This window comes from Rhizobium sp. BK529, from assembly GCF_014194105.1.
In the GTDB taxonomy this organism is placed as follows: domain Bacteria; phylum Pseudomonadota; class Alphaproteobacteria; order Rhizobiales; family Rhizobiaceae; genus Rhizobium.
Map to the genome: position 1 here is coordinate 2,772,742 of NZ_JACIAU010000001.1, position 24,475 is coordinate 2,797,216.

Annotated in this window: 26 protein-coding genes; 1 reads left to right on the forward strand and 25 read right to left on the reverse strand. The window is 58.3% G+C overall.

The annotated features are described in order from the left end of the window. Positions 1 to 89: 89 nt before the first annotated feature. The 21 genes from FHX08_RS13945 to FHX08_RS14045 form a co-directional block, all read right to left on the reverse strand. The gene (locus FHX08_RS13945) at positions 90 to 1,841 is read right to left on the reverse strand and encodes a succinoglycan biosynthesis protein exop (RefSeq protein WP_132652620.1); all 1,752 of its coding nucleotides are present in this window, start codon (positions 1,839 to 1,841) and stop codon (positions 90 to 92) included. Between the two features lie 121 nt (positions 1,842 to 1,962). Then, positions 1,963 to 2,823, reverse strand: a complete 861-nt coding sequence (locus FHX08_RS13950; protein ID WP_132652621.1) for a WecB/TagA/CpsF family glycosyltransferase — start codon at positions 2,821 to 2,823, stop codon at positions 1,963 to 1,965. 287 nt (positions 2,824 to 3,110) lie between these two features. Then, positions 3,111 to 3,653 carry a hypothetical protein gene (locus tag FHX08_RS13955; RefSeq protein ID WP_132652622.1) on the reverse strand — a complete coding sequence of 181 codons (543 nt, stop codon included), beginning with the start codon at positions 3,651 to 3,653 and terminating at the stop codon, positions 3,111 to 3,113. Continuing rightward, a complete protein-coding gene (locus FHX08_RS13960; RefSeq protein ID WP_132652623.1) occupies positions 3,653 to 4,018 on the reverse strand; it encodes a hypothetical protein in 366 nt (121 codons plus the stop codon). Before FHX08_RS13960 ends, FHX08_RS13955 begins: the two co-directional genes overlap by 1 nt. Before the next feature lie 11 nt (positions 4,019 to 4,029). Continuing rightward, positions 4,030 to 4,596: a rod-binding protein gene (locus FHX08_RS13965; RefSeq protein WP_132652624.1), complete on the reverse strand. Its 567-nt coding sequence runs from the start codon at positions 4,594 to 4,596 to the stop codon at positions 4,030 to 4,032. Between the two features lie 34 nt (positions 4,597 to 4,630). Beyond that, positions 4,631 to 5,041 (reverse strand): hypothetical protein, encoded by a 411-nt coding sequence (locus FHX08_RS13970; protein WP_132652625.1) that lies wholly within the window; start codon positions 5,039 to 5,041, stop codon positions 4,631 to 4,633. A gap of 5 nt (positions 5,042 to 5,046) precedes the next feature. Continuing rightward, positions 5,047 to 5,799 (reverse strand): flagellar biosynthetic protein FliR, encoded by a 753-nt coding sequence (gene fliR, locus FHX08_RS13975; RefSeq protein WP_132652626.1) that lies wholly within the window; start codon positions 5,797 to 5,799, stop codon positions 5,047 to 5,049. Next, entirely contained in the window at positions 5,796 to 7,883 is a 2,088-nt protein-coding gene (gene flhA, locus FHX08_RS13980) for a flagellar biosynthesis protein FlhA (RefSeq protein WP_132652627.1), read from the reverse strand. Before flhA ends, fliR begins: the two co-directional genes overlap by 4 nt. A 91-nt stretch (positions 7,884 to 7,974) precedes the next feature. Next, on the reverse strand, positions 7,975 to 8,241 hold the full coding sequence (gene fliQ, locus FHX08_RS13985; protein ID WP_132652628.1) for a flagellar biosynthesis protein FliQ: 267 nt from the start codon (positions 8,239 to 8,241) through the stop codon (positions 7,975 to 7,977). A gap of 86 nt (positions 8,242 to 8,327) precedes the next feature. Then, positions 8,328 to 8,822, reverse strand: coding sequence for a flagellar hook assembly protein FlgD (flgD, locus tag FHX08_RS13990; RefSeq protein ID WP_132652629.1), 495 nt, complete (start codon positions 8,820 to 8,822; stop codon positions 8,328 to 8,330). After that, entirely contained in the window at positions 8,813 to 9,262 is a 450-nt protein-coding gene (gene flbT, locus FHX08_RS13995; RefSeq protein WP_132652630.1) for a flagellar biosynthesis repressor FlbT, read from the reverse strand. The genes flgD and flbT overlap by 10 nt, the downstream gene beginning before the upstream one ends. Further along, positions 9,259 to 9,606 carry a flagellar biosynthesis regulator FlaF gene (flaF, locus tag FHX08_RS14000; protein ID WP_007825020.1) on the reverse strand — a complete coding sequence of 116 codons (348 nt, stop codon included), beginning with the start codon at positions 9,604 to 9,606 and terminating at the stop codon, positions 9,259 to 9,261. The genes flbT and flaF overlap by 4 nt, the downstream gene beginning before the upstream one ends. Positions 9,607 to 9,642: 36 nt before the next feature. After that, positions 9,643 to 10,689 (reverse strand): flagellar hook-associated family protein, encoded by a 1,047-nt coding sequence (locus tag FHX08_RS14005; RefSeq protein WP_132652631.1) that lies wholly within the window; start codon positions 10,687 to 10,689, stop codon positions 9,643 to 9,645. Between the two features lie 3 nt (positions 10,690 to 10,692). Further along, complete coding sequence (gene flgK, locus FHX08_RS14010) at positions 10,693 to 12,144, reverse strand: flagellar hook-associated protein FlgK (protein ID WP_132652632.1); 1,452 nt, start codon at positions 12,142 to 12,144, stop codon at positions 10,693 to 10,695. A 19-nt stretch (positions 12,145 to 12,163) separates the two neighbouring features. Further along, positions 12,164 to 13,465, reverse strand: a complete 1,302-nt coding sequence (locus tag FHX08_RS14015; RefSeq protein WP_132652633.1) for a flagellar hook protein FlgE — start codon at positions 13,463 to 13,465, stop codon at positions 12,164 to 12,166. Between the two features lie 128 nt (positions 13,466 to 13,593). After that, complete coding sequence (rem, locus tag FHX08_RS14020) at positions 13,594 to 14,265, reverse strand: transcriptional activator Rem (RefSeq protein WP_132652634.1); 672 nt, start codon at positions 14,263 to 14,265, stop codon at positions 13,594 to 13,596. A 280-nt stretch (positions 14,266 to 14,545) separates the two neighbouring features. Beyond that, positions 14,546 to 15,109: a lytic transglycosylase domain-containing protein gene (locus tag FHX08_RS14025; RefSeq protein ID WP_132653214.1), complete on the reverse strand. Its 564-nt coding sequence runs from the start codon at positions 15,107 to 15,109 to the stop codon at positions 14,546 to 14,548. Then, entirely contained in the window at positions 15,051 to 16,490 is a 1,440-nt protein-coding gene (locus tag FHX08_RS14030; protein ID WP_132653215.1) for a flagellar hook-length control protein FliK, read from the reverse strand. The genes FHX08_RS14025 and FHX08_RS14030 overlap by 59 nt, the downstream gene beginning before the upstream one ends. A 4-nt stretch (positions 16,491 to 16,494) precedes the next feature. Beyond that, positions 16,495 to 17,793 carry a chemotaxis protein MotC gene (gene motC / locus FHX08_RS14035; protein WP_132652635.1) on the reverse strand — a complete coding sequence of 433 codons (1,299 nt, stop codon included), beginning with the start codon at positions 17,791 to 17,793 and terminating at the stop codon, positions 16,495 to 16,497. Between the two features lie 4 nt (positions 17,794 to 17,797). Beyond that, positions 17,798 to 19,078, reverse strand: a complete 1,281-nt coding sequence (locus tag FHX08_RS14040) for a MotB family protein (RefSeq protein WP_184327259.1) — start codon at positions 19,076 to 19,078, stop codon at positions 17,798 to 17,800. Continuing rightward, complete coding sequence (locus FHX08_RS14045) at positions 19,075 to 19,713, reverse strand: hypothetical protein (protein WP_132652637.1); 639 nt, start codon at positions 19,711 to 19,713, stop codon at positions 19,075 to 19,077. Before FHX08_RS14045 ends, FHX08_RS14040 begins: the two co-directional genes overlap by 4 nt. Before the next feature lie 33 nt (positions 19,714 to 19,746). On the opposite strand from FHX08_RS14045, the gene FHX08_RS14050 reads away from it, so the two are divergent. Then, positions 19,747 to 19,887 carry a hypothetical protein gene (locus FHX08_RS14050; protein WP_184327260.1) on the forward strand — a complete coding sequence of 47 codons (141 nt, stop codon included), beginning with the start codon at positions 19,747 to 19,749 and terminating at the stop codon, positions 19,885 to 19,887. Positions 19,888 to 19,906: 19 nt separating this feature from the next. On the opposite strand, the gene FHX08_RS14055 is transcribed toward FHX08_RS14050, so the two are convergent. The 4 genes from FHX08_RS14055 to FHX08_RS14070 form a co-directional block, all read right to left on the reverse strand. Further along, entirely contained in the window at positions 19,907 to 20,860 is a 954-nt protein-coding gene (locus tag FHX08_RS14055) for a flagellin (RefSeq protein WP_132652638.1), read from the reverse strand. 290 nt (positions 20,861 to 21,150) lie between these two features. Continuing rightward, positions 21,151 to 22,059 (reverse strand): flagellin, encoded by a 909-nt coding sequence (locus FHX08_RS14060; protein WP_132652639.1) that lies wholly within the window; start codon positions 22,057 to 22,059, stop codon positions 21,151 to 21,153. 252 nt (positions 22,060 to 22,311) lie between these two features. Continuing rightward, a complete protein-coding gene (locus FHX08_RS14065) occupies positions 22,312 to 23,220 on the reverse strand; it encodes a flagellin (RefSeq protein WP_132652640.1) in 909 nt (302 codons plus the stop codon). Between the two features lie 280 nt (positions 23,221 to 23,500). After that, positions 23,501 to 24,406 (reverse strand): flagellin, encoded by a 906-nt coding sequence (locus tag FHX08_RS14070; RefSeq protein WP_132652641.1) that lies wholly within the window; start codon positions 24,404 to 24,406, stop codon positions 23,501 to 23,503. Between the last annotated feature and the right edge of the window lie 69 nt (positions 24,407 to 24,475).

Below are 24,475 nucleotides of genomic sequence, written 5' to 3' on the forward strand. Positions count from 1 at the left end.
ATTCGCCCGCGGCGGGAATGATTTCCCGATAACGCCCTATCCCGTTTAAAAACGGCAAATGCAAGAGCAATTTGTTGTCGGGCGGTCGCCTATCGCGCCGCCTGGTAGGTGCGAAAGCGATCGCGCAGGCTGGCAATCTGCGAGCGCAGCGCATCGACTTCGCCGGCCGTCTGGGTAGCCTCCGGGGCATGCATAGGCCCGGGGGCCGGGGCCGGGAAGGGAGCTAGGACGGGAACTTGGACTGGCGCGTGTTGTGGCTGCCGGCGGAAGAGACGCGGCAGGAAAGCAAGCCCGAGACCGATCGCCAAACCGACAAGACCGCCGATCAGCGAACGGACACCGAAACCATCGTCGCCGGAAGCTGGCAGCACGAGAGGAGGCTTGCGAACCGTGACTTGGCCCGGAGCGATGGCACCCGTCGTGGAAACTTCCTCTTGCAGCCGCGAGCGGGCAGCAGACGCCTTTTCCCGCAGTTCGGTCAGCTTGGCGAGATCGACGCCGGTATCGCGGCTCTGGGCAATCAGCGCGTTGCGGCGATCGCTGAGCTGCTTGCGCGTGTCGACGGCGGTTTTGACAGCTGTATTTGCGTTCTGGGCGAGGTGCGCCAGCTCCTTGCCGATGCTGTCCTTCAGACCATCGACTTCGGACTGCTGCTGGAGCAGGCGTGGATGGCGCGGGCCAAGGTCGGCCGAAAGCTGCGCCAACGTGGTCTTGGCGATCGCATATCTGTCGCGCAGGTCCTGCAGGGCGGGCGAGACCATATCCGGCGCGAGCGAACCTTCCAGCACGTTCGAGAGTTTGGCGGCCTTCAGCCTGTCCGCCTGCTCTTTGGCAGTCAGGATATTGTCGTCGGCATTTTTCAGATCGGCATCCAGGCTGGCGATCTGGCGCTGCAGTTGTGTCGCAACTTTGACGTTGCCCTCGCCGTTTTTCTGGCTGAAGGCTATGAGTTCTGCCTGAGCCTGATCATTTTCCTTCTTCAGGGCAATGGCCGTCTCGGCCGCCTTGCCGGCAGCGCTGCCGCCGGTGACCGCATCGGACAGTCGCATGGCGATGCGCGTCGACTTGCCGGCATCCCCCGTCTTTACCATCAGGCGTATCGTGCCGGCACGGTCATCGGGAATAACTGCTACGGCAGATTTCAGTGCGGCCTCTGCGCGCGATGCCGGATCGGCGGCTGCGCCGCTGCCGGAGAGAAGATCGAAGGCGACACCAAGCGCATTGGCGCTGCTACCGGCAAATTCCGGATCGCGGTCCAGCTTCAGTGCCGCGACGGCGGAGGTGATGACAGGTACCGATGAGAGCCTTTTGACGGTATCCCCGACCAAGGCAGTCTGATTGCCTGTGCCGGCATCCACGGCAAGCGTCGTTTCTGCAGTGTAAAGCGCCGGTGAGGATGGCATCAGGATCGGAGCGGCAGCACCGCCGAACGAGAGGATGGCTGTGATGAGGGCGCTCCTGATCCAGTTCGGACGCCGCACTTCGCGCGAAAGCGTCGAAATGGCCGCTTTCTCTGCAGGAGCAACGTGATGAACCGTGGCAGATTGCGCCGCAGTCTCTGGCGCTGGGCGAGAGCCTTCGGAAGCGGGAGCAGCGGCGATATCGTTTGCAGCCTGCAGGCGCGAACCGAGGATCGTTTCGATCCGGTCCACCAGCGGTTCAGTCTGGCGCGCCTTCGCACGCTGTTCGTCGAGCAACCGACCTATGGCGCGCAGCAACTCGGCTTCGGAAGGACGAACCTCCGGCGAACCGGGGCTCTTTTCGACCCGACTTTGCTGTTGGCCGCGCGACGAGGTGATTGCGCGATCATGAAAACTGTTTTTCGCCCTGGAATCGTGCATTGACGTCAGATCTCATGCGCATGATAGCCGAGTTCGCTCAACCGCGCCGACGCGGATGATTAAGCTACTCTAAATATATATGGCAAAGAAATGGTTAACCGGAGCCTGCAGAAATCTGCAATCAGCCGGCTTTCTTCATCTGTTCGATTTTCTTCTGTTCGCCGGTAGCATGCGCCGCCGCCGACGACCGTTCATCCGGCTGAGCGAGGATGCGCGCCCGCCGACTGAAGCGATATTGAAGGACCCGGAGCAGGAAGATCGGAATACCGATGATATAGCGGCGCCAGAGGCGCGCCGGTTCCTGCACCAGGCGATAGGCCCATTCCAGGCGCATCATGCGAACCGTCTTCGGTGCGCGCGGCACAGTACCCGAGACGAAATCGAAAAGTGCGCCGACCGTCAGAACGAGACGCGCGTGATCCGCGCGGATATTCTGGTGGACCCACTTTTCCTGCAGCGGCGTGCCCATGCCAACGATCAGGATATCGAGCTTCTGGCGCTCCACCTCGGCGATCACGGGTTCGGAACTGGCCTTGTCGAAGAAGCCATCGGAGATGACGACAAACTCGTGCCAGGGCGTATGCTTGGAAAAGTTTTCAGCCGCTTTCTCAACGACCTCGCGCGCGCCGCCGATAAGGCCGATGCGACGCGGCGTTTCCATGAAAGTCAGGAAGGCCGGCACGAAATCGGTGCCGTTTAGATTGGCAGGGAACGGCGCACCGTGCGTGATCCGGGAAGCGATGTTGAGACCGACGCCGTCGGGCAGTACGAGATTACGCGACATAATCTGATGGTACTCATCGTCGCGCAGAGCCGTCAGCATGTTATGGGCGTTGACGAAGCAAACTACGGTTTGCCCAACGGGGATGGAAGCCAGCTCGTTGATGAAGACCAGCGCATCGTCCCAAGCGAGATCGCAGACCGACAGATCGAAAATCGTCCGACGCGATGCAAGCACCGCGAAGTTCGCAATCAGATTCATTCCAACCTCCTGTCGAGGATGCGTCATGCGCCAGGCGTCCCGGAAAATAAGCCGACATTTCCGCAGCGGAGCTCTTATAAGGGCCAGCAGCGACACGCTTAAAGCGACCTCCCCACCCCGTGGCGATATCCTCCCAAGCCTGTGCCGCGTTTGTATCAGCTCGATTTCAAACAAGCCTTAGGAAAAAGCCTTGGATTTTCATGCGCGCATAAGTCGTTCATTAACCAAGGAGAGGACGCAAAAACGGCGCCTAGCGGCGCCGTTTCCGAACAAACGGTAGCTGGCAATCAGTGACCGGAGGATGCCGCCGGCGTGTCGGAAGCCGGCGCGGTGTCGATGATCTTGACCGGCGCGCCAACCTTCGCCGGCTTGCCTCCGGACGTTTCCTTCACGTCTTCCTTCGAGAGATAGTCGAGCTGTTCCAGCATGACTTCGGCAACATAGTCGCCGCCGAGACGCTCGTTCATGCCCTTCTTGATCTCTTCGCGAAATGCGCCGGGATCGAAGGTCTTGATGTTGGAAACATCGACCATCTTGTTGCCGACGAGCAGGCTGAAGAGTTCGTCGGTCGTCATCTCCGTGATCGGCAGGTTCAGGCCCGCGATCATATCCTTGCGCATCATGAAAGAGATGCGGCCGAGAAAATAACCGTTGACCGCACCATTGCCGATGACAGGCACGGTGATCGTCTCGCCCTTCACCAGCTCAAGCGCGCTCTGCCTGGTATCCGATGCAGCCGGCGCCGGCGCTGTGGCCATGTTCACCGAGAAATAGACCGATGCCAGCGTTACAGCGCAGACCCAGACACCTGTGAGGACGAGCTTGATCATCAGGCGTCTCGCGCGACAAACTGTTCCTGGGAATAGGTGCCATCGGCGTCTGCATCCTGCACGGCATTCTTCAGGAGATCGGCTACGGCGCGAACAGCTTCGAGATGTGCCTCGACGCGACGGGCGTTCAGTACCAGTTTCTTCTTGAGGCCGTGAAGCTGCTCAAGATGCGAAGCGGCCAACTCGGCCGGATCAGTGTCGCGGAAGAGCATCGAGAGCTCGTAGAGGCACCGGCTCTTGTGCGTATTGGAGACCTTGAGATCGAACTGCGGATCGCTGCCGATTCGGTTATTCTCATTGTCGATTATCATTTCGAGGCGCCCGAGAACGGATTTAATCCGGTATTCGTTCGAAACTATTTCCATTTTATCCTCGATTATGCGTCGCTTGTTGCGGACTTACTGTCGGCAGTCGGGGTGCCGAAGGTCTTGCGCTGAAATTCGTCGATCATACTCATGGCAGTCTTGCGATCGTCCTCGTCCGTAGAGGCATTGACGATCTTGCCTTCCTGGCGACGCAGCTGCTCGGCATACATCTGTTTGGCAATGCCGATACCGTCGCCCTTGGCCATGACGTTGCCGAGCTGCTCAGCCATCATGCCCTTCCAAATGTCGCCCGTTGCGCCCTTGCCGAAGACATTCTCGGCATCGCTCGGCAGCATGGACTTCACGAAGTTCTGCAGAACCATAGCCTCGAATTTCCGGTAAGTTTCCGGCACTTCCTCGGTCTTTTCGCGGTTCTGGATATTGTGCAGGCCGGTCTTCTGCTTGACGTGGTCGAGAATATCGACTGCGGAAGAAAAGCCGTTGCCGGCCTCAGCCAGGCTGTTTGCTGCAAAGGCTGCGCGGTTGGCCTTCAGCTTTTCCTGGGCAGCCTGAACCTCCATGGGGTCGGCCGCCTTGACGACGTCCATCACCAGATCGCTGGGGGGTGAAATAGCCACGTTACAATCCTCTAATGTAAGATCGTGGCGATTATTATTTTTGAAGCTTGCTGGAGGCTGGCGTTGCAAACTGCTGATCGATTACGTCGTAGACGGCATTGTCATCAGCCTCTCGACGCTCGGCCTGGAGGGCCTCGAGCATGCTTTCTTCCAGCCGGTCACCCTTGGCGCGCTCGCGCGTCAGGCGCATTTCGTGCACCTGCTGCATGCCCGTCAACTGCTGGTCCTTGATGCTCAGCCTGCCGAAGCGGTCGGCATAACTCTGCGAAAAAGCGCGATGGATCGGGTCCAACGATCCCAGCGCAAGAATGGCGACATCCATGGCCGCATTGACCTCAGCCCGCTGGCGACTGGTCTCAGCCAAATCGTACTCGGCCATCTTTTCAAGATGCCGCTGCACCCCGACCAGGCGCTTGAGCTTGTCGGACCGTTTCTTCTCGATCATCGCCCTCACCTCCCCACGAATATGCCGGCGAATGACTGGCCGAACTGGCTGATCAAGGCAGCGATGGAGAAATAAAGCAGGAAGAGGCCACCCATCAGCAGATAGGGCGTGGAGATGAAGTAGACCGGGATCTGCGGCGCGAGCTTATTGATGAAGCCGATCGAGATGTTGAAGATCAGCCCATAGATCAGGTAGGGGCTCGCGAGCCGCAGCATGATGTAAGTGCTCTGCTCCAGCGTGTCGGTGAAGGTAATGAGCGTAGCGCGCATCTGCAACAGCCCGCCGAAGGGCATGGTCGTGTAGGAATCGATCAGCGCGCGAAAGACGATGTGATGGAAGTCCATGATGAAGAGAACCATCAGACCGGTCATCGTGATGAAAGCCGTCAGGCTGATTTCGGCCGAATCTTCGACGATGTCAGTCGTACTCGGCTGGGTGTAGCCGACCATCATGGACACGATCGTGGCCGCGAACTGCAGACCGAGCGTATAGAGGCGGGCCAGCATACCGTACATCACGCCGATCAGCGATTCGCTGAAAATGAGGCCGATATAGGTGCCGGAACTGGTATGAACCGAAGGATAGACCGTGTCCCAAAGTACCGGCAGCACGGCAAGCGAAAGCGCGCCTGCGATGAAGACCCGCAATTGCTCCGGAACACGGGCGGAGGAAAAACCCGGAAGGGTGAGTACGCAGCCACCGATCCGGCAGAAAACCAGAAACAGCGCCAGAACTGTCCCTTGCGGGTCTGAAATCATGAAATCGAGCCCAGAATCTTGATTTCGATGCCCTTGGCCAGTTCCACATGCGAGAGAACGGGAAGCGTTGCGAAGAGTCGCTCGATGATCATGCGCACATAGGAGCGTGTTTCCGGCGACGTGACAAGGGCGAAAGGCAGGCCCCTATCCATGAATTCACGGATAACCTTCGTCGCCTGCTCGCTGAACTCTTCCAGCGTGCGCGGATCGATGTCGAATTCGACGACTTCACCCTTGCCATCGCGCTTGAGAGCCTGGTGGAAGGCGAGGTCCCATTTGCTGCCGAGACGCAGCACGCGCAGCACGCCGTTATCGGCAAGGTCACCGCAGAGCTGCTGGGCCATGCGGATGCGGACGTGCTCGACGATCTGCTCCGTCTTTCTGACATGCGGGGCGAGTTCGGCGACAGCTTCCAGAATGAGGTGCAGGTTGCGGATCGAGACCCGTTCGGCAAGCAGCAGCTTCAGTACCGCCTGGAGACCCGAATAGGACATGTGGGACGAGCAGATCTCATCGGCGAGCTTCTTGTATTCAGGGTCGAGGCGATCGATCAAGATCTTCACGTCCTTATAGGAAAGAAGCTGCGGCAGGTTGTTTCTGATGACCTCGCTCATATGCGTCAGCACGACCGAGACGTTGTCGATCGGCTGGAAGCCTTCGCGCTTCAGATCGTCGGCGAAGTTTTCGAGGATCGAAACCGCCGGCATTCCGAAAGCAGGTTCGCGGATTTCGTCACCCGGAATGCTCGGCTTGCGGCCTGCGCCGGTGACGACGAGCACTTCGCCGACACGCAGCAAGTTCGAAGCGACCGTCGTGCCGTGAATACGGATCTGGTACGACTTTTCGGGGATACCGATATCGTCGGTGACCTTGATTTCCGGCACGACGAAGCCGTATTGGGTCGCAAACTTCTTGCGCATCTTGCCGACGCGGAAGGCGAGCTCCTGGTGGGCGCCGAGCAGACGGGTCGAAACCATTTTGCCGAGGGCAAGCTCGATCTCGGAGGTTCGGAGCACCGATTTGACCGAGTCCTTTTCGAGCTCCTTGTTCTGGACGACCTTCTTTTCCTCGGCTTCGCGGCGGATCTTGTTCTCTGCTTCGACCTGACGCGGAATGAACCAGGCGCCGAAGGCGAGCAGGCTGCCGAGGACGACGAAGGGCAGCGTCGGCAGGCCCGGCATCAGGCCGAGTACGAACATCAGGACAGCCGAGACGGACAGTGCGCGCGGATAGCCGCTGAGCTGATTGACCACCGCCTGGTCGGTGGAACCAACCGTGCCGCCGCGGGAAACGAGAAGGCCGGCGGCCAGCGAAACGATGAGGGCCGGCATCTGCGAGACGAGGCCGTCACCGACCGAGAGCTTGACAAAGACGTCGGCGGCTTCGCCGATCGGCATACCGTGGCGGAAGTAACCGATGATGATCCCACCGAAGACGTTGATGCTGGTGATGAGCAGACCTGCGACCGCGTCACCACGCACGAACTTCGACGCACCGTCCATCGCACCGAAGAAGGAGCTTTCCTCCTCCAGCTCCTTGCGGCGGCGCTGGGCTTCCTTTTCGTCGATGATACCGGCCGACAAGTCGGCGTCGATCGACATCTGCTTGCCGGGAATCGCATCAAGGGTGAAACGCGCGCCGACTTCCGCGATACGCGTCGCACCTTTGGTGATGACGATGAAGTTGATGGTAATCAGGATCAGGAAGACGATCAGACCGATGACGAAGTCGCCGGACATGACAAGGCTTGCGAAGCCGGCGATGACGCCGCCTGCAGCATTATGTCCCTCGTTACCATGCGAAAGGATGACGCGCGTCGTCGCGATGTTCAGCGCCAGTCGGGTCATCGTCGCGATTAGAAGGATGGTCGGGAAGGACGAGAAATCGAGGGGCTTCTGGATCCACAGCGCGACCATGAGGATCAGCACCGAGAAGGCGATCGAGAACGCTAGGCCCATGTCGATCAAAAACGGCGGGATCGGCAGGAAGAGGATGCAGATGATACCGACGATGCCCAAGGCAAAGCCGATGTCACGCATGCTGGGAGCGACTTTCGGAAGGGGTAGTGCAGGTGGTTGCGCCATAGCGATTCCGTCTCTTCATGAGAGGAGGCGGATATCAGAATCCGCCCAGTTCGGATCGACAGCTATACGGCGAAGCTTGCGCGAAGTTGGCTCAGAAGCCGGACTGGATGCGCGAGAAGACCAGATTGGTAAAGATCGAAATCTGGGAGCCCACGAAGGGGGCGGAAATACCGATCGTGACCAGAACGGCGACGATCTTCGGGACGAAAGTGAGCGTGGCTTCCTGAACCTGTGTGAGCGCCTGGATTAGCGCGATCACGAGACCGACGACCATTGCCGCGATCACCGCGGGGCCTGCGGCAATCAGAACGGTCCAGATCGCAGCCTGGAACAGGTCGAGTGCATCAGCTTCATTCATCGTCAGGCAACCTCATATCGCCCAGAAAGTAGCAGTCCGGCCGTGGCCGGACTGGGATTGGCCGGCTTCATCAGAATGAACTGATGTCAGACCCCATCCGTTCCATCGGTGCCGTCATCACCCGAGGTATTGTCGGAACCGCTGCCGTCGCTCGAACCATTGGTCGGCGCCGAATCGGCAAGGGAAATGCCGGCTTGGATGAGAATTTTACCGCCATTGTCGAGCGTTGCAATGAGGCCATCGGAATAAACCTTGACAGATTCAACCGTGCCCTTGGTCTTGCCGTCGGCACTTTCCATGTACTTGCCGATATAGCTGCTCGCCTGGGTCAGGCTGGAGCTCGTCAGCAGGGTGTCGAGCTTCGAGTTCGTCTGGATCGTCTGCTCGACTTGCGAGAAGCTCGCGAGCTGCGACATCTGCTCGCTGGCATCCATCGGATCGGTCGGATCCTGGTTCTTCAACTGCGCGACCAGGAGCTGAAGGAAGTTATCGTAGTTCAGCGTGGCCTTCTGCTGCGCGGCGTTGGACGAGCCATACGTGCTGCTGCCACCGCCTACGCCTTGTGTTCCGTCTACCGCCATGGTGCGATCTCCCTGCGAATCTGCTCGACCATGGTCGGCGGCAGCTCGTGATTGTTGAGGATGCTGTCTTCGATCGCGTAAAGACCGCGTATGGCCTTCAGCGCGTCGAAGGCGCGACCGGTCGAAACGAGTGCATCGATACGCTTCAGCTCGGCGAGGATTTCCTCGTTCTTGAAGCATGTGAGCAGCATCGTGATCGACTTGCGGAACATCGCCGTCGAGTGCTCCTTGCCCTCGGGATTGATGAGGATCATCTGGGCAATGAAGTAGAGCTGGCGAAGCGGCGTAGTTGCGCCTTCCGGCTGCAGCACGTGGTTTTCGAGAAGGAACGTCACATCATTCAGGAATTCCAGTGCGACCTTACGGTCGACACGCAGGACGGCGCCGTTGATGAAGATTCTTTCTCCGGCTTTCAGAGAAATGCGAAGTGTACTTTTCATTTAAGTCCATCCCTGATGATGGTGGTAACGTCGATGATGCCCTGATAATTATTCGACTGACGTTTTCTTATTCGATCGCATTCCTTCAATATCCAGATCGCTATCGAGATAAGGTTCGCCCTGAGCTCGACTTCCAGCTGGTTGTCGGGATGCTTCAAATCCTCAATGAAGCTGATCCACACTCTTCGTGTATAGAAAAGTGCTTCAATGGCTTCCCGGCTGTACTTCTCTTTATCGCGCGCCACCGAAAGCAGTTCGATCGAACGTTCGAGAACCTGCCATTCTCGCTCCTTCGCGTCGGCAACCGAGTCTTGCATGACCTCGGCATAAGAGAACTGATACATTCATGCATCCTTCTTTATATTGCGCGCCTTTGATCATCAAAGGTAGTTTACGAGACTCAGCTGCTGGATCTTCGATACGATCGTGTAAGCGGTTTCGAGCTGTGTTTCCAAAGTCTTGACGAGCGTCGATGCCTCGTAGGGATCAACGCCCTGGATATCGACGAGCTTGGTCTGCATGATGTTCGCCTGCGCATCGAGGGCGTCATTCGCCTTCTCGACACGCTCCTGTGACAGGCCGAGCTGGCTCGCCTGGGTGACGATGCCGGTGGTGGCCCGGGTCGTGTAGGTGATCGCCTTGGAGGAGACGGCGCTCATCGCATCGGTGCTGAGGTTCTGGCCGAACAGCGCGGCTGTCGTCACGGTCGCAAGAGCGAAGTAGCGCATGCCCTCGGAATTGGCGCTCGTCGAAGATTCAACGACTTCCGAATTACTGATGCGGCTCGTCATGTTCTGGCTGGACGCCTTGGACCAGCCGGTCGTCGGGTCCGTCCAGGCCGTTTCGCTGAACATCGGCTCGACCTTGGTTTCGATGAAGGTCTTCATTTCGTCGCCGGTGATCTGATTCACCGGCTTGCCGAGCGTCACAGCATAGGCGTTCAACGCGGTAACGATCGCCGCAGACGTCGCGGTCGTCTTGTCCGTCAGCGGCTGAATGTCGGTGTTGATGCCGGCAAAGAGATATTCGCCGTTCACCATGGAGTTCGACGTATCCATCATCGTAGAGAGCGCGCTCGTCGCCGACTGAATGGCGACCGTGACGCTGCCCGGATCGTGGCTGCTCTGCAGTGCGGTCAGCTTCGACAGGAAGCTGTCGCCGGCCGTCTTCATCTTGTCGAGGCCTGTCTGGGCCGATTCCATGCGCGCGCCGACCAGAGCGTTGCTCAGTTTGATCGAATTGATACGGTCGACTTCGCGAGTAAAATCGATGCTCTTGGCCGCGTAACCGCCAAGCGACACACCAATATCGGCGTAAGTACCGGTGGTCGCTTCCATCGTCGCCTTCGTCATCTGGTTCTGCGCCTGGCGGATCGTTAGCCGCATGGCGTTCTGGATGGCCGAACTTGAAATAAATGAGCTCTTCATGGCTTAACTCGCAATATCCAGCAATGACTTCAACATTTCGTCAACGGCATTCAAAATCTTGGTGGCCGCCTTGTAGGACTGCTCTATGTCGAGAAGGAGCGTCAGTTCCTCATCGAGGTTGACGCCGGTTTCATTGGAATAAGCTTCATCAGTTCGCGCCGAGGCAGCTTGGGTATTTTCCGCTGCCGTGGTCGCGTCGCTGCGGTTCTGCTCGAGCCAGCCGATGGAATTGGTGGCAAAGGTCAGGATGCTGACATTCGAGTCGAGTCCCGTCGTCGGATCGAACGGAATGCCAGAGTCCATCGCTGTATAGAGCCGATCGAGTTCAGCAGAGTAGCCGCTGGAACCCGTCGTGTTCGCGGCCGTGCTGGTTGCGTTGATGTTGCCATCACGCAGCCGCATCGGATCGCCGCCCTTGGCGGTGACGACGCGGTCATTGATCGCAATCGTCCCGGCAATGCCATTGATGAGAGTGCCTGCAGGCGGGACCCCACCGGCGGTGCCGTTTGCCTGGGTCCAGACGAAGAGACCCGGATTGCCGTCTTCCTGGTAGAGATTGACAAGGCCGCGAGCGACCTCGTCGAGCTGGCTCTGGAATTTCGGCGCGATATCATCGCGGATTTGCAGGAGCGAGGCCAGGCTTCCTTGCGCGTTGGTCGATGCGCCCGAACCCATGTTGACGGCTACACCGTCGACATAAACCTTGTTGCCGACGGTTCCTGCCGCATAGGACTGCGTCGGTTCGAAACTTACCGCGCGCGGAATCGTCTCGAAAAGAGTGGTGCCATCGGCAGTATAAAGAACCATATCGTTGTTGCTGCGCGTCACTGTAGACACGCCAACGATCTGGTTGATCTGCTTGAGAACTTTCTCGCGGTCGTCGAGAGCGTTCGACGGATCCTCATTGCCGGCCGTCGCCTTCCTAACGGCATTGTTTGCCGTCTCGAACTGCTTCAGCAGGCTGTTCAGCGAGTCGACCTGATTCTTGATCTGCTTGTCGGCATCGGCACGCTGCTGCTGCACCGCCTTGGAGGCATTGTTCAGCGAAGTGACGACGTCCTGCGCCGCGGTGATCGCACCCTGGGCAGCGATCAGATCGCCGGGGGTCGCGCGGAAGGTTCCAAGCTTGTCGCGGAAGGTGCGAAGAGCAGTCTCAGGCGACGTTTCGTTGTCGTTGCCGCCCATAATCGACTTAAGATCCTGAAGGCCGCTCAACAGAGTCTGTTGAGCGCTATCCTGCGAGGATGCCCTGAGATATTGCTTCAGCAGCGCATCTTCCTGTGCGCGGCTGATCTTGACCACCTGGGCTCCGTTCAGCGAGGTGGTGAGCATCGCCTGCCGGCGCACATAGTCCTTGTTGCCGGCGTTCGAGATATTGTTCGATACGGTGCTGCTCTGCGTGCCCGTATTGTTGAATATGCTCTGCGCGGTATTAAGTGCTGAAGTGAGCGACATGGCTTACCCGTTACCCTGATTAACGCTTGAGGTTGACGAGAACGTCCATGAGATCGGAACCCGTCTGAAACACCTTGGAGTTGGCGGTGTAGCTGCGCTGGGATTCGATCATTTCCGTCAATTCGCCGGCGAGGTCGACATTCGAGCCTTCGAGGGCGCCAGACTGGATCTTGCCCAAGCCGCTGGTCTGCGGGAAGCCGGTAACGGTAACGCCCGACTTGCCGTTGGCCGAGTAGACGTTGCCGGACATCAGCGTCAACAGGTCCGGGCTCGGCACATTGGCGAGCGGGATCTGGAAGACCGGCTTGGTGCTACCGTCATCGTATTTGGAGTAGACGATACCGTCGGCATCGATGGTAATGTCCACGGGCGAATTCGCACCCTGACCGTCGACGTTACCGGAGCCTGAGAAGTTGTCGCCGACCTGGGAAAGGTCGAGGGTCATCTTGATGGTGAGGCCCGTCTTCGGATCGACAATGTTTGTCGTCGACGGAGCCGCAGGGACCGTCATCTCGCCTTTGTCATTGAACTGGATGGTGGTGACATTCACGGCCGCGGAAGAATAGGGGAACGAGCTCGTGCCCGTCGTCGCCTTGTCCGCATTCCGGTAGACCGCCATTTCCCACTGGGTCGTGCCCGCTGCTGCCGGCGGCGATGCCGGATTGGGAACCTTGGTGTAGTAAATGTCGTACATCACCTTACTGCCAAGCTTGTCATAGGTGACCATCGAGTATTTCTGCGTATCCGTGGTCGCCGATGCGTTGTTTGCGCTCGGCAGGTTGGCCGCGGTCGTCTCGATCTTCGCGCCGGGCTTCAAGTTACCGGTCCAGGTACCGTTTGCGGTCGGAACGGCCTGTAGCTTCTGGTCGCCGAGAACGTTGATCGGAACGAGGCCGTCGAAACCGTTGACGACGACAGCCGGAGCCGAGGCACCCCACGGATAACCCATGAGCGTGAAGCCAGCCGAGTTGACGAGGTTGCCGCTGTCGTCCTTGGTAAAGTCGCCGGCGCGCGTCAGAACCGGAACCCCATCGCCGCCCTGGACGATGAAGAAGCCGTCACCGGAGATGGCGAGGTCGTAACCCGAGGTCGTGTAGGAAATATCGCCCTGGTCCGAAACAGCCTGACGAACCGTCGTCGTCACGCCGCCCGAGTTGTAGTTGCCGGAGCCCGACGGCAGGACCAGCGACGAGAACGCGGTCGAAACTGCCTTGTAGCCGGTGGTGTTCACGTTGGCGATGTTATCCGAGACGGTGCTGAGGCGGTTTGCCTGCGCGTTCATCCCCGAGACCGCCGTCTTCATGCTGCCGAAAATGCTCATCTGAAAACCTCGTTTTACCTGCTAAGTGCAACAGTATTTGGCGGGCCTTGCGTGAAGCTGTCTGTTATTGCCGGGTCGCCGATCGAAATATTACGGCCTGCCGACGCGGCGCGGCCCGCGCCGAAATATCAATTCCAATCAATGCAATAGCCAAGAAAGCGCTTGGAATCGACTGGATCGAAACCGAGCTTCTTGCGCAGCTTCTTGCGCAGCTTGGAGATGTGGCTTTCGACGACGTTTTCTTCGACTTCCTCGTCGAAGATGCCGTAGATCGCATTGAAGATCTGGGTCTTCGTGACGCGACGGCCGCGATTGGCAATCAAATATTCAAGGATGCGGCGTTCGCGGCGCGGCAAGGCGAAGATCTCGCCGTTAATCTCAGGATCGCGGCCATCCGAGAAGACGCGGATCGCGCCGATGTCGGTGTAGTTGGCGATCGCCTTCAGCCGGCGACGGATGGCAGCGGCACGCGCGAGAATTTCGCGGGGATGCACCGGCTTGCGTACAACGTCGTCCACGCCGCAATCGAAAAGGGCAAGGGTGTTTTCCAGCGACGGCTGGTCGCTGACGGCGATCACAGGCGCCATCGAGCGATCCCTGATCGCGCGCGGCAATTCCAAAGCGCGCTGGCCCTGTCCGATCAGGAATGCCTCAACCGCGGCGATATCCGAATCGGCTGCCGTCTGCACCCATTCGCCGAATTCATTAGGATCAAAGCCGGTAGAGGGAATGCCCTCCCGGCCAAAAAGAGAAGTGTAACCATCCTTCACGAGCTCACGCTCATCAACCACTACGATCATTCGTCCGCCTCCGAATCAGTGTGGCACATCGATGATCTATGGGTACGAATCGCGCGAATCGGCGACAACTCGGGAAAGTTAATGGCAGAAATTAATAATTGATTAAGAATTGGGTGCCGATTTGATCTACATATAGTATGCCGTTAGTGTTATTCACACAAAAATTTCGTGGAAAAGTTAACAAGCGCTTAATTACGCCTTGCAGGCGGGAATCATGCCGGATTCCTGCCACACTCTGACACATTTTGGTCGTAATTCGCCAATTCAATTACTAATTGAATCAATTTTCGCAGAAATTGCTCGCATTAGGAGTCCACTTGCCGTAGCCGGTGGCAACCAGATTCGCGATAACGCGGCAAACATATTGCTTCTGCGCAGGATTATTGTTCGGTCCCGCGTGGTATCTTGCTACCGCCATTGTCCACGTCTCATGACGATCGTGAAGGTTGCGCAAGAACTTCGCAGCGTACTCGACGTTGCGATGAGGATCGAACATTTCCTCCACGGAGGTGAAGTTGTCGCCGTGGAAATAGTGATTGATCTGCATACATCCGATGTCGATGAGCTTCGCGCCGTCTCTGCTAGCGGCGTCGAATTGCCGCAACGCAGCTTCCTCGGAGGACGGAAACAGTGCCTTCCCTTCGATGTTCATCGCATATGGATAAAGCGATCCCCTGCGTCCGGTTTCCGTCAGTCCGACCGAATAGAGAATTCCCTCGGGAATGCCGTATTTGGCTGCTGCGGACTGGATTTCACGCTCACAGGCGCCAGTAGAAGCCGAGGCGCTAGAGGTAGACGCTGCCAGAGCTGCGGCTGCCAGCATCGACAGTAGAAGCGTTCTCAACACCGTTCCCGCCCGCACCATTAAAGCCTCCATTCGTCTGCTGCGCTGTTTGGTTCTGGCGCTCGCGCGCCTCGCCACCCTGGCCCTGTCCCTGCTGAGCAAGTGATTGCTGCTGGGATGACTGACCCTGGCTGTTCGCCTGGTTACCGGCATCAGCCCGCTCCACGGGAGCCATGCTGATGGTCACGTTATCGACTGCGTAACCCTGACTGCGCAGCGCCTCGAGAATCTTGCCGTGATCTTCCTTGAGCTGGCGGTAGGCAGCACCCGTCTCGACCTTGAGGTCGACGTTCAGCGTATCGCCTGACAGACGCATCGTGGCCGTGACGAGGCCAAGATCGATCGGGCTCATCTGGATCTTGAGGGTATTCACAACCTTGCCTGTGCTCGTCCATTCGGCGGCGTTCGACAGAGCGGAACTCGGCTGCATGGCCCGCGCCCATTCGCTGTCACCTGAAAGCGCCGCTGTCACGGTTGCGGAATTCGGATTCTGCACCAGGCCCAGATAGCGGCGTGATTCCAGAACGGACACATTTTCAACGCCCGACTTTGCCGACTTCTCCGAGCCGGCCTCTTCGGTGCCGATATGGATGTCCATCGACTGGCCGCGGCCATCGGCACGGCTGATCCTGAACGTCTTGCCTTCGACACCTTCGGCGTTCTCCGTTCCCGGTACACGCGCGTCGTCGTGATGCGGGGCAACGGCTGCCAACGCATCCGATACATGCATATCGGCCTTGGCGCCGTGGACGCCTTCGGTTTTCGCGTCCTTCTTGCCGGCGTCATCGATCTTCGCCGAGGCCTGATGCGCGGATGCCTGGAGAACACCCGCGGCATCGCCGGGATCCTTCTTCAGAAGGCCGAGGACATCGGCGACATCGCCGTCGCCAGCTTCGATGTCCGCACCTGCATCAACATCGGTATCGCCATCAAGCTCGTTGGTCTTCGTGTGCTTGGCGGGCTTGCCCACCGCTTGCGCGACGATCTCGGCTGCCTGATCCTTGGCGCCCGGCTTGCCCAACCCAAAGGCAATCCCCGTCTTGCCCTGGTCCTTTTCGGACTTCACAGGGATCTTGCTTGCGTTTGCGATCGTTTCAGGCTGCGCGTCCACCTGCCCCTTGATCGAGGTGTCGTCGAGGTCAATCAGCGGCTTAGGATTACGGCCGCGCGAGTTGCGCGCCGCGGCCTCGGCGCTATCGTCAGCGGCGTGTTGGTCAGACGTATCGACTGCATCCTGATCGGCATTGCCTGCCTTGGAGAGGACATCGGAGAAGCCGCCGTTCTGATCCGCAGCCTCGCCTTTGCCGGCCCCCCGGCCGGCTCTTACGGACGCAGACGCATCCGTACCGGGCGCTCCGCCCGAGACGCTGATATCCATCATCATCTTACTTGCCTTCCTGGCCCAGGAGACCGTCGATCTCGTCGAGCTTGGATCGATTGGTCGTCACGAAAGAGGTGAATGAAGGGTCGACATCCTGGCCCCCCGTGCCAGCGGAAGCGGCGCCTTCGACAACAGGTTCCGGAGCAGCGGCCGGCGCTCCTTCCGGTTGCGCAGCCGTGGCGGCTGCGGCCTGTTCAGAAGTAATTTCTTGATTAGTATTATTAGGAGTGGAGCCTTGTGTCAGGCTTGCCGGATCCGGAGCCCGCAATATCTGCTCGGCAACGGATCTTGCGGCGGCTTGCAGCGCCTGGTCCTGCGGCGAGAGCGATGCCCCGGAAATATTAGCAATGTACTTGGCAGCCTCGTCAATATTATCAGTGGGGACATTCGCCATGCCGTTATAGAAATCGGCGAGCGGTCCGAAGGGATTATCGGTCCCCTCACCCAGCGATTGGACGCGCTGGGCGGCCATACGAGCGAGATCGGGCTTTCCGGCAATCGCGGCAGCGCGCGCGACACGCAGATAGACTTCTCGCTGGCGCGGCGCATCCATGAAGGACAGAATATCGACGACCGTCTGCGGATTGACATCGTGGTCGTGGCTGACGATCAGTTTGACGAAGAGATCGGCAAACTGGCTGGCGTAGGGCGAGTGGAGGAAGCGGCGGACGTAGCGCTGCGAATAGGCGAGCCCCTTGTCGACCTGCCCAGTTTCCACGCAGATGGCGACCGAGCGGCGAAGTGCCGCCTCTTCCACGATGGTGCCGGGTGCATTGAGCCGCGCCCTGTCATAGAGGGTAAGCGCATCAAGCGGTTTCGTAGCGATCAGCACATTGCCGCCGATCAGCGCCAGATAGGGACCGATCTTCTTGCCTTCATATTCCTTGGCGGTTTCTTCCAGCGTCTTGGAGACAAGCAGCCCCTTGCCGTTCAGATATTTCCGCAACACGTCTGTGACGCGATTGTCGAAATAGCCGTTGACGTCATGAGAGACGAGATATTCGAGCGTCTGGGGATTGCCGCCGCTCATGACGTAGATCAGCGCCGCATCGACGTTGCGGTCGTCATCATAGACCGATGGATCGACGGTTCGCAGTCGTTGATCGATCTTGCCGAGCATGAAGCGCTGCATCTCACCGGCGGAGTGATCGCCTGTTACAACCGAATCTTGGACGAACTGCAGGGAGCGCAGCATCTTGTACGGCGCGAGATCGTCCGGATCCGCAGCATGACCGAGGGCAGGCGCCATCATCGCCAGACTGAAGATCGCATATTTGAAATAGCGATGCTGCCTGCGCGTCATGCGACTATCCTTGATCTGCCTGAACGAGGATCTCGATCCGGCGGTTTGACGCGTTGTAGGGATCCTCGGGCACCTTCAGTCGACGGTCAGCGAAACCGGAAACCTGCGAGATCCGCTTCTCCTCAAGGCCGCCGCGAACGAGCATGTAATAGGCGCTCTGGGCACGGTCCATCGACAGACGCCAGTTTTCGTTGAGATCACCCTTGAACTGGCGACCGTCCGTATGGCCGCGGATGGCGACGGCACCGCCCCTCTGCTTCAGGATCGCGCCGATCTTTTGCATCGCGAGGACCATTTCCTGACGCGGCACTGCAGAGCCGATGTTGAACATGGAGTCGTCGTTCTGGTCGGAAATGCTCACCAGCAGTCCGCCCTCGGATGCCGTGACCGTCAGCCCCTCGGCGAGCTTGCCGGCTACGCCGGAAATCTGCTGGGCGATCTCCTGCTGCAGCTCCTTGGCCTCTTCGGCCTGCTGCTTCTTGTCTTCGGCCTTATCGGCATCCTTCGTCTTGTCGGCGTTCTTGGATTTGTCCGCCTTCTTGTCCTGCTGCTTGTCTGCCTGCTTCTCTGCTGAAGCGTCCACGGCTGCACTATTGGCATCCTTGCTCAGCAGAGTAGTCGGCTGAGTATTCTCAACTTTGGCAAGCTCGTTTGGCTCGGCTTTGGAATCGAGCGGCGAAGGCTGCTGCGGCTTGCCGGCGGTAGTCACCTCAACCTGCTTGGTCCAGAAATCCGGATCGAAGGGATCGCGATAGGCTTCGCCACCATCGGCACCGGTGGCCGGACCTGAATCCGCGGCACCGCCGTCGCCCTTCGCACTGACGTTTGCCTGCTGGCCAACTTCCTGGGCAATTTCGGCAAGAACCGAATAGGGATTCTCGAAGAAATCGGCTTCCGAATAATTGGTCTTGTCGCCAGAGGTCGAGGTCTGGTCGTCGCCATCGGCGGCAGACTTGCCCTCGTTCGGGTTATCTTCCTTCTCCTTCGATTTTTCCTGGTTCTGTTCGCCCTTGGCCTGGTCGACGGGCTTCTTCAAGCCCTTTTCAGTCGGCTTTTCGTCGGAGAGTTTGATCGGGTTGAAGTAGGTCGCAATCGAGGCCTTGGTTTCCTCGTTGGCGGCGTTGACGAGCCACATGACGAGGAAGAAGGCCATCATTGCCGTCATGAAGTCGGCATAGGCAATTTTCCATGCACCGCCATGGGCGCCATCGTGATCTCCACCGCCATGTTTCTTGACGATGATGATCTCGTTCTTGCCATGGTGATGATTTTCGCCGTCGCTCATTCGGACACTTTCTTCAAGCTAGCCGCCCAGGCGGAAATACGGGTCACGAGCACGGTTTCGCCAAGCTCGACGGCGAGGTCGACATCATCGGCCTCAAGATGACGGACCAGTGCTGCATGCTCCCCGAGTTCACCTTTGAGAATATCGAACAGGTTCGCCGGGCCACGCACGATGATCGGAGCCGCGGCGCCGTCAAGGATCGCTTCCCGCAGCAGGACGGCAAGATTCTCGGTTGCCTTTTTCGAGAGCGCCTCAGTCATGACAGGCGCGATGGCCGTCGCGGTCACTTCGCTGATGAGCGCTGAAATCTCTTCAGCCATGTCGCGGATACGAGATGCGATCACAGCAGCTGCTTCGATCTCGTAGCGGAGTTTCAGCTCCTCGATCTCACGGGCGTGCGCTTCGGCGGCAGCCCGGGTTTCGCGTTCGTATTTTTCGCTCAGTTCCGTGGTCGCTGCTGCGAAGCCTTCCGAATAGGCTTCGCGCCGCTCCGCCTCGACGTCGACTACGGGCTCCTGGGGCAGCTCAGCAAATGCAGAAACTGTTTCCGCCGCAAAATCGTCGACATCGACGATCGGTGCCGAGGGATTCGACTCACCGAAATCCTTCAAATACCGGGAAAGCATAATGCTCATAAAAAACCGTCCAGTATTCGGGAGACACGCGGCATGCCCCCGCTTGAAAACGACATCTTCCTTGCCGGCACGCCGATCCGGTTCGGGAGAGGCTCAGGGCCTGTCGCCGGCATGGATTCGGACGCTACCTTCATGCCGGAAACTAGAAACCCAAACTTGCGCGAGGATGAATGACGCCGCCCTCGCGCTGTCATTATTCGAGCAAGATGAGAATCTTGCTGGCGGCCGTATTGAGGATGGAGATTGCCTCGACGGCCATCTGCTTCTGGGTTTCGATAGCCTTCTGGCGGGTCGAGGCCTCATCCATATCGGTGTCGACGAGGGCGCCGACGCTCTTGTCGACAGTGTCGGACAGGTCTGCGGTATAATCGATCTGGTCGTCGATGCGGGCCTTCATAATACCGATCCCTGCCGCCGAATTGGTAAGCTGCTTGAGCATGGCGTCCGTGGCCGTCAGCATGTCGGTAAGCTGCGCATCGGTGGTTGATTTGCCGATGGAGATCTCCGTGCCGGTCGCCGGTGTCGCCGAGTTTACGTTCAACAGATAATAATTGCGGACCGGCGTACCGTCAGCGTTGCCATTGACCTCCTTGGTGAACAGGCCGCCATTGGCATTGTTCTTGTCGATCAGGATGGTCTGGGACGATGGAAAGTTGATGGTCTGCGCCTGATACTCGCCTGTGGGAGCGCGCACGAAGCTGCCGATGATCTGCCACTGCGGAGGTGCTGCCGGCTGGCCATTCAGCAGCCAGTTTTCGCCAGCGAAGGAGGTCGATTCGACCATCGTTTGCAGCTGGTTCTTGTACTCGGTGATTTCCGCGTTGATCTTGTCCTTGTCGGCGCCGGGCTCGCGCGCAGCAACCAGCTTGGCTCTGAGATCGCCGAGAAGATCGATGGCGGAGTTCATCGCCGTGTAGGTCGAATCGACCTTTGCCGCACCGAGGCCAAGCGCATCGCCGATAGTGCCAAGATTGGTGCTGTCGCCACGCATAACGCTCGCGATCGACCAATAGGTCGCATCGTCGGCAGCAGTCGCGACACGTTTTGCCGTCGAAATCTGCTGCTGTACGTTGGTAGATTCCTTATTGATGCTGCGCAGCACTGCAAGCGCACTCACCGCGGCCGCGTTGGTAATCTTGACGGTCATCGACATGGTCTCGGAAAGGTGAAGGGATCAGGCCGGTTTTGCCGGCGGCGACTGAGCTGGCTTCATGCCCCGGCAGGTTTTCCCACACCGGTGTGTCGCAAAACAAATCAATTGCGAGCAACGTTAACCCGATATCAATCACTTCCGCAAGAGCCGAAGAAGAGATTGAGCCAATACCTGCCGATACCGCGCAATCATTTGAAATTAAAAGAAAAACCGCGCCGGCTAGGCGCGGTTTCCAGGCTGCCGTCGGAAAGCGGCATAAGGTTTGGTCCAGGTTCAGCCGCGGCTTAGCGCTGGAAGAGCGTAAGGACGTTCTGAGCGCTGGAATTTGCGATTGAGAGCGACTGGATGGCCAGTTGCTGCTGCGTCTGCAATGCCGTTAGCCGGCTTGATTCCTCTTCCATATCGGCATCGACGAGGCGGCCGACACCTGAGTCAATCGAGTCGCTCAGAGCACTGACGAAATTCTCCTGCAACTCGATACGGTTGGAAATGGAACCGAGCTGAGAGGCGGCCTTCGTCATCGCTTCAAGGCCTGATTCGATTGCCGTCAATGCCATTGCAATTTCCGCCTGACCAAAGGTGGTGATGTCCATGGTGTAAATCGAGCCAATCGTTCCGTTGGAGCTGCCGATGATGCCTGTACTTGAATCGATGGTGCCGGTTGTGGTCATGCCGAACAGAACGTTGCCATTGGAAGCCGCGTTCAAGACATAGTCGGTCGTCTTGACGGAGACATTGCCGTTGCCATCGCGGACGAAGGTGGAAACGACACTTTTGGTCGTGTTGCCAGCAACCCAGTTTTCACCGGAGAAGGAAGCCGACTGAGAAATGCTCATCAGCTGAGCCTGGAGCTGGCTGATTTCTTCCTGGATTTTCGTCTTGTCGACGCCCTTTTCGGTTGCGGCGACGATCTTGGCTTTGATTTCCGTGACGACATCGATGGCGTTGTCCATCGCCGTGTAAGCGGTGTCTACTTTCGCAGCGCCGAGGCCGAGGGCGTCGGAGACGGCCGAGACGGCCTTGTTGTCCGAACGCATGGTCGTTGCGATCGACCAATAGGCGGCGTTATCTGCTGCCTTTTCCACGCGATAGCCCGAAGATACGCGATTTTGAGTATCCTGAAGATTATTGCTGATGCCGCGGAGTGTCTGGAGAGCGGCCATAGCCGCGACGTTCGTCAATATGCTTGTCATGAAATGATTGCCCCTTGTTGGCAGACATTCGTAAAAGGGACATTCGGGAATAGCGCCCGGGAACGACGATCAGCCTTCATGCCTGTTAACCCGTTCTTAAATTTGGTTAACTCGCCGTCTCGTTGAGAGGCAGAAAACAGCAATATGGTTAATCAATCGTTAACGGACATTAAAAAAGCCGCGCTCCATCGAAGCGCGGCTCGAGTTGTATAGGCCCGCCGGCTACCCGGCGGATTATATTTCGCGATCCTATTAGCCGCGGAAGAGCGACAGGATGTTCTGCGAAGAGGAGTTGGCGATCGAGAGCGACTGGATCGCGAGCTGCTGCTGGGTCTGCAGAGCAGAGAGCTTGGAGGACTCTTCTTCCATGTTGGCGTCGACGAGGCGGCCGATACCGGAGTCGATCGAGTCGCTGAGCGCGTTGACGAAATCATCCTGCATCTGGATGCGGGTGGTGATCGAACCGAGCTTTGCACCGGCAGAGGTCATGGCCTTCAGGGCGCTTTCGACATTGCTCAGAGCGAGGCCGAGGTCACCCAGGGTCATGTTGGTGATGTCGAGCGAATAGACCGAGCCGATCGAACCTGCGGAAGAGCCGAGGATACCCGTGGAAGTGTCGATCTGGCCGCCGCTCATGCCGAACAGAACGTTGCCGGCCGAGCTGTTGTCCAGGACGTAATCGGTCATCTTGACGGATACGCCATTCGAACCATCGCGGACGAAGGAGGAAACGACGCTCTTCGTGCCGTTGGCGCCGGCAACCCAGTTTTCACCGGAGAAGGAAGCCGACTGAGCGATGCTCACCAGCTGGTCCTGCAGCTGGTCGATTTCTTCCTGGACCTTCTTCTTGTCAACGCCGTTTTCGGTCGCGGCAACGATCTTGGCCTTGATTTCGCCGACGACGTCGATGGCGCTGTCCATGGCGGTGTAAGCGGTGTCAACCTTGGCAGCACCGAGGCCGAGAGCGTCAGAAACAGCCGAGAGGGCCTTGTTGTCCGAACGCATGGTCGTTGCGATCGACCAGTAGGCGGCATTGTCGGCAGCCTTGCCGATGCGGTAGCCGGAGGAAACGTGATCCTGGGTCTTCTGAAGGCCCTGGTTGATGCCGCGCAGCGTCTGGAGAGCTGCCATTGCAGCGTTATTGGTGTTGATGCTCGTCATAGATTGCTTGCCCCTTTTGGCAGATGTTAGGAAGGGACATTCCGGATTTGGGCCGGCCCACAGCGATCAGCATCATGCCTGTTAACCATTCTCGTTAGGGTTAACTCGCCGTTTCGATGGGCCTAGAAAACAGCAAGATGGTTAAGGAAAGCTAAACTTGAAAATGAAATTTCGTAAAAATATCTGATAGTTAGGAGAGTTTGCATTAACCTTATGTTAAAACATTCGAGGCCGGGGGTTCCCCGGCCTCGACATTTTCGGTGATGTGGCTTGCCCGCCCTTAGCGGAAGAGCGACAGGATGTTCTGCGAAGAGGAGTTGGCGATCGAGAGCGACTGGATCGCGAGCTGCTGCTGGGTCTGCAGAGCGGCGAGCTTTGAGGACTCTTCTTCCATGTTGGCGTCGACGAGGCGGCCGATACCGGAGTCGAGCGACTTGCTGAGCGCGTTGACGAAATCATCCTGCATCGTGATGCGGGTGGAGATCGAACCGAGCTTTGCACCGGCAGAGGTCATGGCCTTCAGGGCGTTTTCGACGTTGGTCAGAGCGAGGCCGAGGTCACCGATGGTCATGTTGGTGATGTCGAGCGAATAGACCGAGCCGATCGAACCTGCGGAAGAGCCGAGGATACCCGTGGAAGTGTCGATCTGGCCGCCGCTCATGCCGAACAGAACGTTGCCGGCCGAGCTGTTGTCCAGGACGTAATCGGTCATCTTGACGGATACGCCATTCGAACCATCGCGGACGAAGGAGGAAACGACGCTCTTCGTGCCGTTGGCGCCGGCAACCCAGTTTTCACCGGAGAAGGAAGCCGACTGAGCGATGCTCACCAGCTGGTCCTGCAGCTGGTCGATTTCTTCCTGGACCTTCTTCTTGTCAACGCCGTTTTCAGTCGCGGCAACGATCTTGGACTTGATTTCGCCGACGACGTCGATGGCGCTGTCCATGGCGGTGTACGCGGTGTCAACCTTGGCAGCACCGAGGCCGAGAGCGTCAGAAACAGCGCCGAGAGCCTTGTTGTCCGAACGCATGGTCGTTGCGATCGACCAGTAGGCGGCATTGTCGGCAGCCTTACCAACGCGGTAACCCGTGGAAACGTGGTTCTGCGTGGTGTTCAGGCCCTGGTTGACGTTACGCAGCGTCTGGAGAGCTGCCTGAGCGGAAGTGTTGGTGTTAATGCTCGTCATAAGTGTGTCCCCTAGAAAACTAGATACAAAAAGGAGGACATACCGGACTATGAATACCGGCGATGACGG

Excerpts from the sequence above, each read along its gene's own strand:
- FHX08_RS13945 (WP_132652620.1), bottom strand. The coding sequence starts at position 1,841 with ATGCACGATTCCAGGGCGAAAAACAGTTTTCATGATCGCGCAATCACC.
- FHX08_RS13950 (WP_132652621.1), bottom strand. The coding sequence starts at position 2,823 with ATGAATCTGATTGCGAACTTCGCGGTGCTTGCATCGCGTCGGACGATT.
- FHX08_RS13955 (WP_132652622.1), bottom strand. The coding sequence starts at position 3,653 with ATGATCAAGCTCGTCCTCACAGGTGTCTGGGTCTGCGCTGTAACGCTG.
- FHX08_RS13960 (WP_132652623.1), bottom strand. The coding sequence starts at position 4,018 with ATGGAAATAGTTTCGAACGAATACCGGATTAAATCCGTTCTCGGGCGC.
- FHX08_RS13970 (WP_132652625.1), bottom strand. The coding sequence starts at position 5,041 with ATGATCGAGAAGAAACGGTCCGACAAGCTCAAGCGCCTGGTCGGGGTG.
- fliR (WP_132652626.1), bottom strand. The coding sequence starts at position 5,799 with ATGATTTCAGACCCGCAAGGGACAGTTCTGGCGCTGTTTCTGGTTTTC.
- flhA (WP_132652627.1), bottom strand. The coding sequence starts at position 7,883 with ATGGCGCAACCACCTGCACTACCCCTTCCGAAAGTCGCTCCCAGCATG.
- fliQ (WP_132652628.1), bottom strand. The coding sequence starts at position 8,241 with ATGAATGAAGCTGATGCACTCGACCTGTTCCAGGCTGCGATCTGGACC.
- flgD (WP_132652629.1), bottom strand. The coding sequence starts at position 8,822 with ATGGCGGTAGACGGAACACAAGGCGTAGGCGGTGGCAGCAGCACGTAT.
- flbT (WP_132652630.1), bottom strand. The coding sequence starts at position 9,262 with ATGAAAAGTACACTTCGCATTTCTCTGAAAGCCGGAGAAAGAATCTTC.
- flaF (WP_007825020.1), bottom strand. The coding sequence starts at position 9,606 with ATGTATCAGTTCTCTTATGCCGAGGTCATGCAAGACTCGGTTGCCGAC.
- FHX08_RS14005 (WP_132652631.1), bottom strand. The coding sequence starts at position 10,689 with ATGAAGAGCTCATTTATTTCAAGTTCGGCCATCCAGAACGCCATGCGG.
- flgK (WP_132652632.1), bottom strand. The coding sequence starts at position 12,144 with ATGTCGCTCACTTCAGCACTTAATACCGCGCAGAGCATATTCAACAAT.
- FHX08_RS14015 (WP_132652633.1), bottom strand. The coding sequence starts at position 13,465 with ATGAGCATTTTCGGCAGCATGAAGACGGCGGTCTCGGGGATGAACGCG.
- rem (WP_132652634.1), bottom strand. The coding sequence starts at position 14,265 with ATGATCGTAGTGGTTGATGAGCGTGAGCTCGTGAAGGATGGTTACACT.
- FHX08_RS14030 (WP_132653215.1), bottom strand. The coding sequence starts at position 16,490 with ATGATGGATATCAGCGTCTCGGGCGGAGCGCCCGGTACGGATGCGTCT.
- motC (WP_132652635.1), bottom strand. The coding sequence starts at position 17,793 with ATGACGCGCAGGCAGCATCGCTATTTCAAATATGCGATCTTCAGTCTG.
- FHX08_RS14040 (WP_184327259.1), bottom strand. The coding sequence starts at position 19,078 with ATGAGCGACGGCGAAAATCATCACCATGGCAAGAACGAGATCATCATC.
- FHX08_RS14045 (WP_132652637.1), bottom strand. The coding sequence starts at position 19,713 with ATGAGCATTATGCTTTCCCGGTATTTGAAGGATTTCGGTGAGTCGAAT.
- FHX08_RS14050 (WP_184327260.1), top strand. The coding sequence starts at position 19,747 with ATGCCCCCGCTTGAAAACGACATCTTCCTTGCCGGCACGCCGATCCGG.
- FHX08_RS14055 (WP_132652638.1), bottom strand. The coding sequence starts at position 20,860 with ATGACCGTCAAGATTACCAACGCGGCCGCGGTGAGTGCGCTTGCAGTG.
- FHX08_RS14060 (WP_132652639.1), bottom strand. The coding sequence starts at position 22,059 with ATGACAAGCATATTGACGAACGTCGCGGCTATGGCCGCTCTCCAGACA.
- FHX08_RS14065 (WP_132652640.1), bottom strand. The coding sequence starts at position 23,220 with ATGACGAGCATCAACACCAATAACGCTGCAATGGCAGCTCTCCAGACG.
- FHX08_RS14070 (WP_132652641.1), bottom strand. The coding sequence starts at position 24,406 with ATGACGAGCATTAACACCAACACTTCCGCTCAGGCAGCTCTCCAGACG.